The sequence below is a fragment of the Peribacillus sp. SRI_006 genome, assembly GCF_057586375.1.
In genome coordinates this window covers 16133-29302 of the sequence record NZ_JBYCZT010000019.1, presented here as the reverse complement: position 1 = coordinate 29302, position 13170 = coordinate 16133, and the positions used below count along the sequence as shown (strand labels likewise).

Below are 13170 nucleotides of genomic sequence, written 5' to 3'. Positions count from 1 at the left end.
GCAACAAAATCCAAGAAAACAGGCAAAACCTATTCAGCGATTAAAAGCTCCAGGTACACCGCCGTCTACAGTGACCATGCAACCCGTTGTTTTGTCTGCTTTTGATGAAGCGAAAAACGCTATGGACTCAGCAATGTCTTCCGGGAATATGTTTACTAGCAATGTCGTACGTTTTTTGTAATGATCTTCAAGCTGGTCTGGTTCTATTCCGTATGCAGCGGCACGCTCTTGACGCCAACCCGATCCCCAAATGGAAGATCCTTGTAATACGGCGTCTGGCAAAACAGAATTAACACGGATTCCGAAATCCCCGCCTTCCACTGCAATGCATCGTGCTAGATGTGTTTCAAGTGCTTTGACTGAACTGTAAGCAGAAGCATTTTTTCCAGCGTAAACAGAGTTTTTCGATCCCACAAATACCATATTTCCTCCTGTACCCTGTTGTTTCATTTGCTTAAAAGCTTCACGTGCTACAAGGAAATAGCCTGTACCCAGTACATTCATGTTTAGGTTCCATTCTTTTAAGGTTGTTTCATCAAACGGGCTGGATGTGGCAAGGCCGGCATTGTTGACGATAATATCAATTCCCCCAAATGTAAGAGCTGATTTCTCAAAGGCATCCTGTACCTGCTCTTCACTAGTAACATCCATTTTAAAAGCTGCAGCACGTATTTCCCCGTATTCTTTATTGATTTCATCCGCAACTTTTTCAGCACCTTCAATATTTAAATCAGCTAGAACTACATGGGCACCTTCAGAAACTAAACGCCGTGCTGTTGCGCTGCCAATACCGCCCGCACCGCCTGTAATGAAGGCTACTTTGCGTGAGAACTCCGCTTCTGCCGGCGAAAGAGACAATTTATAAAGCTCAAGTGGCCAGTATTCAACGTTATATGACTCATTTTCACTGAGAGATACGAACTCGCCAAGTGCTGTTGCCCCTTTCATAACCGCAATCGCTCGATGGTAAAGTGCTCCGCTCACGTTAGCCATGGCTACGTTTCTGCCTGTGTTGACCATTCCGACACCTGGAATCAAAATAACTCGTGGTGCCGCCTCAAACATCACATCGCCTCCGTTTTTATTGCGCTCGAAGTATTGCTTATATTCTTCCTTATATTGTTGAATACCCGTTTTAACTTTTTCCACCAAGGATTCAGTCCGTTCATTTTGAGGATCCCAGTTAATGAAAAGCGGCTTCATTTTTGTATGTACAAGGTGATCCGGGCAAGCGGCACCGACTTGTGATAAGGCTGCCGCATTTTTGCTGTTCAAAAATTGCAGGACATCATCTGCATCGTCAAAGGTTAAAAGCATTTTTTTCTCCTCGCCCACAGCACCGCGGATAACCGGCATAATCGAAGCAAGTACCTTTTTGCGCTCTGCTTCAGGTAAAGAGTCAAATGCCTGTCCACCAAATGCATCTTCTTCATGCTGGCGGCTTTTAATAAACTCTTCTGCTTCCGTTATGATCGATATGGTTTTTTCATAGGCTTCTTTCGATGTTTCACCCCAAGTAACCAATCCGTGTTTTTCCATTAAAACAAGCTCGGCTTGCGGGTTATTTTTCACACCTTTTGCGATCATTTTAGACAAAGTGAAGCCAGGGCGCTCATATGGTACCCAGACAAAACGATCACCGAAAATTTCATTGGCGACTTCTTTTCCATTGTCTGCACAGCAAAGACTAATAATTGCATCTGGATGTGTGTGGTCAACATGTTTAAAGGGAAGGAAGGCATGAAGTAAAGTTTCAATCGACATACGTGGATGCTTACTGTCGATCATGCAGTGTGACAAATATTCAACCATATCTGCATCAGGCATGTCATCACGCTCGATTAAAGGGTGAATATCCGCTAGATTCAAACCTGTGAAATTGCCCGCTTTCATTGTTGCAAGGTCGGAACCGCTTCCTTTAACCCACATGACTTCAATTTCCCGGCCACGAAAATCCTTTTCCAATGTTTTCATGGATGTATTGCCGCCTCCCCAGTTGCAGACGGCTCGATCTGTACCGATTAAATTAGACCGATATACCAGTTCTTCTACTCCAGATGTCACTTTTGACGCTTCTTTATCATTCCATAAATTATTAACCATTTTGTTTTACCCCCGTTTATCTTTATTTGTGTTTGTTTTATTGTATAACACTTTTGTTTTCATTTGAAGAAGTTTTTTTAATTGTTTCCAATTTTACGAAAACAAGGAAAATCGTTGAGCGTGAAAGACAATGGATGTATCCGCATTTTCAACAATCCAAATCATTCTGCAAGGTAAATATCATCTAAAAAATCACCATTTTCCTTAGATGAAGTCTGTAAAATAAACGTAAATACAACAAATGACCAGGAATGTAAACATCATGTCCCTTCCATCTTAGAAAAAGAAAGATGCAAAACTTCCCAAAGACTTCGCAGGACATTTCCTACGGAAAGACATAATTTTCACGGGTAAACAGGCAGCTCGACAAACTTCTTTCTAATCCAAATACCATTGATGCAATAATGCTTCTCAATCCTTTTTACTGAAATTAAGAGATACAGTGTTTTTAATCGAATTCCATTTGAAAAATCGGTGCTGTGGCTTTATTGAGGTTATATGAGTTACTGTTCAAATAAGAAATGGTCTTGGGCTTTCACACCAAAGATGGGGTTAACCTTTTGCTATTGTCTTTCGTTTTAGTACATTTGGAGCTTTTTTTCTATTTAAAATCAAAGATTCACAAAAGAGTGGATTGGGTACAATATGAAATGAATCGTAGTATTAGAATTATTTTCGGGAGGAAGTTTATATGATTAATGCAAAAGTGGCTTTGATATTAGAAGATAAAATTAACGTTATTAAAAGTGATGAAACATCCATTTATTTAGTCGGCCCAATCAAATTACCCGTAAACTTAGAGGGCGAAACAATTATATTCCAGTGGTATTGCTGGTTACGATGTGAGAATATGGCGGGTCATTTTTGTGGTGACGGCCCTTATAATATAGATAAGATCATTGAAACTTTAGCCTCTTCCAACTTATCGGAAATGCAGCAATCCAGTGTGTTACTGTATGGAGATTTTCAACATTCAGCTGATGCACTTATCCGGATGCATAGTATTTGTCATACTGGCGATATATTCGGAAGCAAACGCTGTGATTGTGGCTTTCAATTAAAGCAGGCTATGAAAATGATTGCAACTCAAGGCTCCGGGGCTTTATTTTATTTAGCGAATCACGAAGGAAGAGGCATCGGATTATTTAGTAAAGCCATGGCTTATGTTCTGCAAGAAAAAGGATTGGATACGGTGGAAGCGAATTTGGAGCTTGGATTTGTGGATGACGCACGTAACTATGATGACGCCATTCGGGTGTTAAAAAAACTGCGCTCTAATCCAGTGACCCTTATCACCAACAATCCGAGAAAATTAGAGGCTCTCCAAAACTCAGGTGCCAATGTTGCAGGCAGAGTTCCGTTATGGGGAGACATTTCCGAGTTTAATGAAAAATATTTAAAAACTAAAGTCGTACGTTCCGGTCATTTAAAAGATAGTAAAAATGAATGAATTATTTGTTTTATATGAAATTGTTTATACCCCTAAATAGGTTTGAAATGGAATAAATCAACTTGTTACCGCATGCTTTTCCTTATTAAGTTCTTTGATTTATAACACACAGGTTACCGTAAAATGAAAACACATACGAATATAAGGGAATAATAAAATTGCTCACGTCTGGATAATAAGAAAATACATAAAAACAGGATGCAACGGAACGTTGCACCCTGCCTGAAAAAGGGGTTTGCTTCATTTCGAATCAGCATAAATTCTCTGCGATAAACACCTCATCTACATTAGAGTAAGAACTGGTATCTGACTAGAGTTTACCATCCAAAGCAATCATCCCCTATATCTTAAAAGTTTCATCAACTTTCAAAGCATAAATGACAATTATTGAATGAGTTTTCTGCTTTTACGTGCAAGAGAACCATCTCCTTGCTCGAATCGATTTTTTAATGAAGCTATCAGTAGTTAAGTTAAACGTCTTTAACTAACACCTCATTTACTATATGATGTGAATCATACGTAATCAGTAGTAGCCCCTTCTTCTTTATTTATAATGACCATCAGCGGTTAAAAAATAACTGGTTATTTATGGATATCAAAAATTCTTTCAAACGATTTCCAGTAAACAAAAAGGAATTTTATGGAACCCCAAGCGAAAATCTTCGCAATCTCAATGGCATAACAAATGCTTTGTTCCCTAACGATCCATGATCCTTTTTAGCACATTGATTAGTGGAATTAAGCTAAACTAAACAGATAAACTCTACACTAAGTTCAACTCCCGTCAGTGGAAAAGACGGGTGAGCAAAAATAAAAAGGCGCCAGTCAGTTAGTTTTCAACGACTTGTACACCCCCTTCCAGTATTTACTTTATCATTATTTAGAAAGGACAAAGCGAATAACCTCGCTTTGACCCTCCCTCATAGGACTATGAAGATGATTATTGCGCTATGATTATTACCATATTATTGCCAAACCATGAAAGATAACCTTGCCCATCCCTGATAATTCAATGTTACCAATACAGGAGTAGAAGAAGAGTTTGGTTCTTTGTTTGGCTGGGACTTACCTGAAGACACAATCTTTTATGATGAAATTTTCTATACGGAAACGATAACTAGACTTGCAACAGAAATGTTGAAGAATAATGAAGAAAAAATTATGAAAGCAGCTTTAGTCGGGAATCCAGATATGTTAGATGAAAATATAAGTGAATATTACATTGCTGATAGTGTCATTTACGATGATGAATCTTATTTCGTCGGTAAATTGTTTGATTTTTCCATTCAACAAAGCATCCTATCTAGCAAAACCTGATTTCTCCGCATATCTAGATCTTAACACGCTAGCTAAGAAGGTTCGACCTAAAAAACAAGGCTTTAAATACGCAGCTACATTAGCTGCTAGAAGAGCGATGTTCATCTGCGCATAAATTACCTAACAACAGTAAAAAAAGCATTGCCATCAGCAACGCTTTTTTTACTACTTGATATTAAAGCCAGCTTTAAATTAGACCCTGTACTTTCTAAATCCCCTATAAAATTCCTCCATTGCTTGCAATTACATTTTTATACCAGTCAAAAGATTTCTTCTTGCTTCTCTTTAATGTTCCATTACCATCATTATCTTTATCTACATAGATAAAACCATAACGTTTTTTCATTTCACCAGTTGTAAAGGAAACCAAGTCAATGCATCCCCAGGGAGTATACCCCATTAAGTCTACACCGTCTAAATCTATTGCCTTTTTCATTTCTTTAATATGAGATGCAAGATATTCAATTCGATAATCATCATTACAACTTCCATCTGCTTCTTTTACATCGATAGCACCAAAACCGTTTTCTACGATAAACAATGGCAATTCATATCTCTCATAGAGAGTAGCTAAAGCATACCTTAATCCAACTGGATCGATCTGCCATCCCCAGTCACTTGCCTTAACATATGGGTTTGGTACTGAATATTGATTTCCACCGTCTACTAGCTTACTAGTATCTGTATTTGTTTCTGCTTTAACCACTCTTGACATGTAATAACTAAACCCAATATAATCAACTGTTCCTTCTGCCAAGATTTTGCTATCTTCCGGTTCCATTTTTATATCATATCCTTTTCTCTTCCATTCACTTAATGCATAGCTAGGATAATGACCTCTTACATGCACATCTGCAAAAAAGAAACGGTCATGCATACTTTCCAACGCAAGAATCATATCATTTGGATTACATGAGTAAGGATACAGTGGCACAAAAGCACACATACAACCAATTTTCAAATTAGGGTTGATCTCATGTCCTTTCTTCACCACTAAGGCACTAGCCACTAATTCATGATGAACAGCTTGATACATGCTTTCCTCAGGGTTCTTGCATTCAGAATACTTCACTCCTGAACAGGTCCATCCAAAAATATCATTAGAGATATTTTTTTGATTATTAATTTCATTAAAAGTCATCCAGTATTTCACCTTATCTTTGTAGCGTTCCATTACAGTAGTAGAAAAACGTACGAAGAAATCAATGACCTTTCTGTTTCTCCAACCGCCATATTCTTTTGCCAAATGATAAGGCATTTCAAAATGGCTCAATGTAATAACTGGTTCAATCCCATGTTTCAACAATTCATCAAACATGTCATCATAAAATTGCAATCCCTGTTCATTCGGTTCGCTTTCATCTCCATTAGGGAAAATACGTGTCCATGCGATGCTGGTTCTAAAACATTTAAAGCCCATTTCTGCAAATAAAGCGATATCTTCTTTATATTGGCTGTAAAAATCAATAGCTTCAAGATTAGGATAATTTCCCCCCTCAATAATACCGTCTGTAATTTCCCTTGGTACCCCGTTGGCACCAGCAGTCATGACATCGGCAACACTTAATCCTTTTCCACCTTTATTCCAGCCACCTTCCAATTGATGGGCGGATACTGCTCCACCCCATAAGAAACCATCTGGAAATGTTAGTTTAGTCATTTTCATTCTCCTTTTTAATTATTTATTAATAACTCTTGTAAGCATCTTCTAATCGGAGTTGTCAGTTTGAAACTACATCTCTAACTTTTCAACAAAAATTAACTGATGTGTCTCTGATATCCTGCTTTTTAATTAGTGTTAATACTTCTTGAGCATTAGAAAGAGTATGCGGAATAACATCGAGATAATGATCTGTATTTGTGACAATAATTGGTGTTGTTAAGTCAAAACCTGCCTCTCTAATTTTCTCTATATCAAATTCAACTAATTTATCTCCCACTTGGACGAAATCACCTGTTTTTATAATTGGATTGAAGTATTTACCTTGAAGGTTCACTGTGTTTAAACCGACATGAATTAATACTTCAGCACCGCTGGCAGATGTAATGCCAATAGCATGCCCTGTCGGGAATACAGTTGTAATAACACCGTTAACTGGTGAAGTGACCATCCCTTCAATTGGTTCAATAGCAATTCCTTTCCCTATAGCACCTGAAGAAAAAACTTCATCATTGACATCCGTTAAAGGTACTCTTTTACCTTGAACAGGCAAATAAATTGTTTCATTTGAATTATCGTTGACCTCATTTTTCAATTCAGAAACATTTTCTGTTGTTTGATGTTTATTTACAGTAGCTTTACTTTCATATCCAAAGAAATAAGTAAGAGCAAGCGCAATAATGAAACTGGCCGAGACACTCAGTACATGCATACTAATCGGTGCAAAAGCCGGGATACTTAACATGCTATAGAACGAATACGTTTTTAGTTCAACACCTAAAGACGCACCTAAAGCACCGCCAATAGCACCGGAAATTACAATATAAGGAATCGTTCTTCTGTATTTCAAAACGATACCATATAGAATTGGTTCGGTTACACCGGCCATCATCCCTGTAATAGCTGCTGGGCCGGCAATTGCCTTTAATTTTTTGTCTTTTGTTTTTAGAAAGACCCCTGCTGCAACGCCCATTTGAGCAAATGTAGGTCCTGCTTTCATCGGACCAAGCGGGTCGCCTCCATTTTGTAAATTTTGTAATGTAATCGGTACAATCCCCCAGTGAAGTCCAAAGATTACTAAGAACATATACCCACTACCAAGTACAGCACCTGTTAATATGGGACTAAAACTTAATAATACTTCTATTCCATTTGCAATACCTGCGCCCAAATAAGTTCCGAATGGACCAAATGCCAGAAAGCTTAAAGGTACGATAACAACTAATGAAACTAATGGAACTAAAAGGAATTGCAAATCTTTCAAAATAATTTTCTTTAATAACTTTTCTAAAAATGAGAAAGCTATGACTGCAATAAAAATAGGAAAGACAGAATTTGCATAGCTGACAGGAATAACTGGAATGCCAAAAATATCAACTACCGCGGCTCCTTTTACCAAAAGGTTTGTATAGTTCGGCTCAAGTAGGGCAGCGCCAATTACAGCACCAATATATCCATTTGCATTTAATTTATTAGCAAGCGTGAATCCTACAAAAACCGGCAAGAAATAGAATATAGCATTACCGGTTGCCGAAAGTGAGATATAAAGACCACTTTCTTTCACCATCCATCCAAATGTAATACATAATGTTAATAAAGCTTTAAGCAATCCGCACCCCGCTAATAATGGAATCAGCGGGCTGAATGTTCCGGAGATGACATCAAAGACTTTGGATATTACCCCAACCTTTTCCTGGCTTTTGTCCGCTGATGCCGATGCCACTTGTGATAAGTTTGTTTGCCTCATTATTTCCTGATACACATCCGCAACTTTTCCACCAATGACCACTTGAAATTGTCCACCGCTTTCAACGACAGCTAAAACATCATCATTGCTTTGCAGCGCTTCTTTGTTTACTTCAGAACGATCTTTCAACGTAAATCTCAAACGAGTGGCACAATGGACTACTTTAATGACATTTTCTTCCGAGCCGACATTCTCTATTACAAATATCGCTAACTCTTTTGTGTTCATTTTTTTATTCTCCTTTTCTTCTTTTTTATTAGAAAAAATAAAAACCTGATAAAAAAGACTCTTTTGTCTCTTTTACCAGGTTTTGCCTACCGAAAGTCACAATCCTTTTAATTTAACTTATCTTGAAGTAACTCGCTGAATATGAATCATAAAATAAGTGAGTTCTTCTTTAGATAATTCCGTATGATATTTAATTTTTAAATACTCGTTTATTTTGAGAGCACATTGATATGCAAGTGGATAGTTTTCTTTCACTTGCATAAATAACTTCTCATCTTCCTGAGAAACTGGGTCACGGTTTTGGATGCGATAGGATAAATATCGCAAGTGAGTGACAAATCGATGATAATTCATGGAATCTTCGTCTAAAGTTGTTTTATAAAACAATTGAACGATATTAATAATTGCTTGAATCATTTTCGTGAATTCAACGGTTCGGCTCATATTTAGACTATCCTGTTGGGCGTTTAAGAAATGCAATGCAATAAATCCAGCTTCGTCTTCAGGTAAATTTATTCCTAATTTTTCATTGATAACTAATATCCCGTAAAGTCCTACTTTATATTCCTTCGGGTACAATTTTTTTATTTCAAATATCAATGTGTTTTTTATATCTTGTCCTTTTTTATGTCTATCAATGGCGAAATTTAAATGATCCATTAAACCTATATATATCGATTTACTTAACTCTGCATTGATTTCTTTTTTACCATATTGAATAATATCATCAGCGATCTCAAGGTATGTCGGCGGAATACCGCTTAATAACTCAGTCATTTTATGAACATTTTCTTCTGATTCCAATAAAAAACGTTTATCAATCAAACTTTCATTAATAAGATCATCAACCTTTTTTTTGGAAGGAAATTCCTTTCCCCATAGCAATCATTTCTTTTTGATTTTCATCTTCAGTTAACACCACATTATTATTAAAAATCTTTTTTATGATCAATTTGCTCACCTACCTCTCATCGACCTTCAAACAAAAAAACCTAGATAAGCACGTCTCTTGCATAAACAAGAAACTTTACCTATTTAGGTTTTGCCTGTTTTACCAGTCACAATCCCAAATAATTTATTCGATTGATACTTATTTATAAAGCATCAATAACACGCTTGCAATATTTTATTTTTATGGCTGTCACACCTCTTTTAATATATTTTGTGTAATGAAACAATCTAATTTCTCCATAAATTGTTGTCAACAAATTCATTGTTATTTTTTCCAAATTTGCATCAGAACATATTTTCTATATTTCCTGATTATAAATTATAGCCTTTAAAACATTTTGATTTAAACTTTCTGTAAACGCTTGTTCAGCTTCAACCATAGGAAAAAATGAAACTATTTCTCTTAATTGATCTTTATATTCAATTAAAAGTTTACTAGCGTCATTATAATCTACTGGATCACTCCCATAACTTGTTAGTAAGGACCACTCATTACGAACTAAATCCGTTAAAAACAAAGGGGTTTCTTGTTCATAAAGAGCTACCACAACAATTTCTCCCCCTTTCTTTAAAGTATTAAAGCCTGTTTTTAGTGCCGCAGAGGATCCAGAACATTCAAATATATAGTCAATAGGCACTTCTAGTTTTTGTTTATCAGCGATTAATGCAGTCATACCAAAGTTATTAACTTTTGATAGTCTGTATTCATAGTCTTTTTCTAATCCAGTTAGAATGACATTTGCCTTTTTATGTGCACATATTAGACCAATAAAGAATCCTATAATGCCAGGACCTTGTACTAAAATAGTATCTTCAGCACCTATATTTTTAATTTTATTAACAGCATGAACTGCGATTGACATAGGCTCTATAAGTGCTGCGATATCTAATGGCAAATTTTTATCGGTTTCTTTAACGGAATTCACATTTATTTTTACAAATTGAGCCATACCACCGTCATAATGAAGACCAATTACTTGGTTGTTATAGCATATAGAATACCTTCCCCGTTTACAGTTTTCACATTCATTGCAATAATACATAGACTCAACTATCACATTTTTATTAATTAAGTGCCTATTCTCTTCATTAAATACTTCTACGACTATACCGGATATTTCATGACCGAGAGTCGTATTTATTTTCACAAATTCGTACCCCCTAGAATGATTAAAAGCATGGAGATCGCTTCCACAAACTCCACAATAAGCAACTTCAACAAGTATTTCACCGTCATTTAAAAGGGGTAAAGATCTTTCTTGTAAATCTATTTTTTGTGGTGAATTTGATTTAACAACGGCTTTCATGATATCTCTCCCTTATTGATTTATGATGCAGTCCAACCACCATCTACATATATTGTCTGTCCTGTAATATAGTCAGAAGCAGAGGAAACAAGCAAAACAGCCAATCCATTTAAATCTTCAGGTTTTCCTGTTCTTCCGGTTGGTATTTTTGAAAGAATACTATCAGCCCACTCCTTATCTTGGAATAAAGGAGCAGTCAATTCAGTATGAAAATATCCAGGAGCGATGGCATTCACTTGAATATATGGAGCCCATTCTATGGCCATAGCTTTAGTTAATTGATTAATACCGCCTTTCGATGCACAATATGGTCCCATGTTTGGCAACCCTATGTGACTGCTTAATGAAGCTAAGTTAATAATCTTTCCCCTTTTTCTTTCTAACATTTTTTTTGCTACTATTTTTGAAGTGAAAAATGCTCCCTTCAAGTTAACATCTATTACATTGTCCCAATCTTGTTCACTTATATTGAGTATTGGTTGACGAGCATTGATTCCAGCAGAGTTAATTAATATATCGATAGTAGAATATTTATTGACTACTTCTTCTATATTTTTGATCATTGTGATGTCAAGGTGTTCATATATTACATGTATATTCTCTTTTGAAAACTCTTCTTTGATAGAAACCACTTTTTGCTCGTTTTCTATTCCAGTAATGACCACTTTCGCTCCTGCACGACCAAGAGCTTTCGCTATACTTTTCCCTAGAGTACCTGTACCCCCAGTAATTAAAGCCGTCTTATCAGATAGATTGAACATTTACACTACTCCTATATAATCATTTGAATAACAATTAACTTACAATTTAGAAATTAAGACGACTTCACCCCATTTCACTAAAGAAATCAGCTTCAAAAAGAAAAAGAATCATTGTATATGATATACAGATAATAATTTTCTTTTTCTTCACTAAATTGTGAAGAATTTTCGTTGCCAGCGACTTTTTCAGTATCCTTTTTCACTTCGGGTTACTTTTTACATACTCAATCTTCTTTACGTAATTTAACAAACAAAACTAAAATAGAACCAATAAGATAACAGACTGATAAGAAACCTACACCTGTTAATTTGTTGCCTCCTGACATTAGCACCCCAACAACAAATGGTCCGACGAATCCACCTACATTCCCGATCGAATTCCAAAGACCTGTCATTCCACCAAGTATATTTTTCGGGAATACGTCCGCAATTAATGTCAAAAATACAGAAGAAGAAGCCATCCCACCAACAATGGTAATACTAATCAAGGAAATAGCTAACCATATGTTAGACTCAAGAACAAGAATCGCGGAAAGTAAAGAAATCCCCGCAATTACATTTAATAAAAACAATAATACTCGTTTATTTCTAAATTTATCATTAATAACCCCTACCGAAACCATCCCAACGGTACCAATCAACCACGGAATTGCCGAAATGAACCCAACTGCGGTATAGCCAAAATTCGAAAACTCTTTAAGAATTACTGGTAACCAAATAATAATTCCATAGTTTCCAATTCCCCCAGCCATAAAGTAAGCAAGTGACACAAAGATAAAATTACGATTCAATGCCGCCTTCCAATAGGATTTTTCCTGAATCGCTTTAGGCTTACTTGCTTCAATCTCTTGTTGTTTTAGCAAAAAATTACGTTCTTGAGCACTGATTCTCGATGATTTGGACGGATGATCTGGAACTAAATAGTAGAACAGTATAGAGAAAAGTAACACCGGAATCCCTTGTGTAATAAACACCCATCGCCAACTATCTAACCCAAACCAATGAATATTCGAAATAATGTATCCTGAAACCGGCGACATAATCAAAGGAGCAACTGTAATATATAAGTAGAAAGAACTTGTAGCTCGCCCACGTTCATTTTGAGGAAACCAATTCGCTATTAACACACCCATTGCTGGATAAATTCCGCCTTCAACGAGCCCTAACAAGAAACGAATAAAAATGAGCATTTCAACACTATTAACCAAGCCCTGTAGACTCGAAAAAACACCTGTTAATAACCCTAAAATTAAAACAATGTTGCGCGCACTTTTTCGGCTCGCAAAATGACCCATTGGTGCCATTAATAAGATATATCCACAAAAAAATACCCCTGCGATAAACCCACTTACCGTTGATGTAATAGCAAATGTTTTTTGCATCTCAGTCAACGCAAACGAAATATTGGTTCGGTCGATATATGCCATTAAATACATGACAAATATCATTGGAATGATCACTTTCCAGCGATAACTGCCCTTTATTGTAGGATCTAATTCTTCTTGCTTTATAATCGCCTTTGCTTCCATCCTTTCACCTCTGTCCTATTATTTATCAAATTTAAACCTTTCGAAAAACTTATTAGTGCAGCATTTCCTTTCTTACTACTGGGAAATCTTTCTTTAGTAATTTCTCAACGTTCTCAA

Annotated in this window: 10 protein-coding genes; 2 read left to right on the top strand and 8 right to left on the bottom strand. The window is 36.3% G+C overall.

All coding sequences use genetic code 11. The features are described from left to right. Positions 1-33 precede the first annotated feature (33 nt). Positions 34-2103 carry a bifunctional aldolase/short-chain dehydrogenase gene (locus tag AC2YHV_RS23485; protein WP_487374303.1) on the bottom strand — a complete coding sequence of 690 codons (2070 nt, stop codon included), beginning with the start codon at positions 2101-2103 and terminating at the stop codon, positions 34-36. A 691-nt stretch (positions 2104-2794) separates the two neighbouring features. Between AC2YHV_RS23485 and AC2YHV_RS23480 the strand changes: the two genes are divergently transcribed. Both AC2YHV_RS23480 and AC2YHV_RS23475 read left to right on the top strand, forming a co-directional pair. Beyond that, on the top strand, positions 2795-3553 hold the full coding sequence (locus tag AC2YHV_RS23480) for a GTP cyclohydrolase II (protein WP_487374302.1): 759 nt from the start codon (positions 2795-2797) through the stop codon (positions 3551-3553). A gap of 1050 nt (positions 3554-4603) precedes the next feature. After that, positions 4604-4870, top strand: coding sequence for a hypothetical protein (locus AC2YHV_RS23475; protein WP_487374301.1), 267 nt, complete (start codon positions 4604-4606; stop codon positions 4868-4870). Positions 4871-5087: 217 nt separating this feature from the next. On the opposite strand, the gene AC2YHV_RS23470 is transcribed toward AC2YHV_RS23475, so the two are convergent. From AC2YHV_RS23470 to AC2YHV_RS23440, 7 genes are all read right to left on the bottom strand, one after another. Further along, positions 5088-6530, bottom strand: a complete 1443-nt coding sequence (locus AC2YHV_RS23470) for a 6-phospho-beta-glucosidase (RefSeq protein WP_487374300.1) — start codon at positions 6528-6530, stop codon at positions 5088-5090. A gap of 88 nt (positions 6531-6618) precedes the next feature. Next, entirely contained in the window at positions 6619-8505 is a 1887-nt protein-coding gene (locus tag AC2YHV_RS23465; RefSeq protein WP_487374299.1) for a beta-glucoside-specific PTS transporter subunit IIABC, read from the bottom strand. 117 nt (positions 8506-8622) lie between these two features. Beyond that, positions 8623-9390 carry a BglG family transcription antiterminator LicT gene (gene licT, locus AC2YHV_RS23460; RefSeq protein WP_487374298.1) on the bottom strand — a complete coding sequence of 256 codons (768 nt, stop codon included), beginning with the start codon at positions 9388-9390 and terminating at the stop codon, positions 8623-8625. Beyond that, positions 9350-9466, bottom strand: coding sequence for a CAT RNA binding domain-containing protein (locus tag AC2YHV_RS23455; protein WP_487374297.1), 117 nt, complete (start codon positions 9464-9466; stop codon positions 9350-9352). The genes licT and AC2YHV_RS23455 overlap by 41 nt, the downstream gene beginning before the upstream one ends. A 289-nt stretch (positions 9467-9755) precedes the next feature. Beyond that, positions 9756-10763 carry a zinc-dependent alcohol dehydrogenase gene (locus tag AC2YHV_RS23450; protein ID WP_487374296.1) on the bottom strand — a complete coding sequence of 336 codons (1008 nt, stop codon included), beginning with the start codon at positions 10761-10763 and terminating at the stop codon, positions 9756-9758. 20 nt (positions 10764-10783) lie between these two features. Next, positions 10784-11524 carry an SDR family NAD(P)-dependent oxidoreductase gene (locus AC2YHV_RS23445; protein ID WP_487374295.1) on the bottom strand — a complete coding sequence of 247 codons (741 nt, stop codon included), beginning with the start codon at positions 11522-11524 and terminating at the stop codon, positions 10784-10786. Positions 11525-11748: 224 nt separating this feature from the next. Continuing rightward, entirely contained in the window at positions 11749-13053 is a 1305-nt protein-coding gene (locus AC2YHV_RS23440) for an MFS transporter (RefSeq protein ID WP_487374294.1), read from the bottom strand. Between the last annotated feature and the right edge of the window lie 117 nt (positions 13054-13170).

Coding starts and splice junctions, on each gene's coding strand:
- AC2YHV_RS23485 (WP_487374303.1), bottom strand. CDS start 2,103: ATGGTTAATAATTTATGGAATGATAAAGAAGCGTCAAAAGTGACATCT.
- AC2YHV_RS23445 (WP_487374295.1), bottom strand. CDS start 11,524: ATGTTCAATCTATCTGATAAGACGGCTTTAATTACTGGGGGTACAGGT.
- AC2YHV_RS23440 (WP_487374294.1), bottom strand. CDS start 13,053: ATGGAAGCAAAGGCGATTATAAAGCAAGAAGAATTAGATCCTACAATA.
- AC2YHV_RS23465 (WP_487374299.1), bottom strand. CDS start 8,505: ATGAACACAAAAGAGTTAGCGATATTTGTAATAGAGAATGTCGGCTCG.
- AC2YHV_RS23480 (WP_487374302.1), top strand. CDS start 2,795: ATGATTAATGCAAAAGTGGCTTTGATATTAGAAGATAAAATTAACGTT.
- AC2YHV_RS23450 (WP_487374296.1), bottom strand. CDS start 10,763: ATGAAAGCCGTTGTTAAATCAAATTCACCACAAAAAATAGATTTACAA.
- AC2YHV_RS23470 (WP_487374300.1), bottom strand. CDS start 6,530: ATGACTAAACTAACATTTCCAGATGGTTTCTTATGGGGTGGAGCAGTA.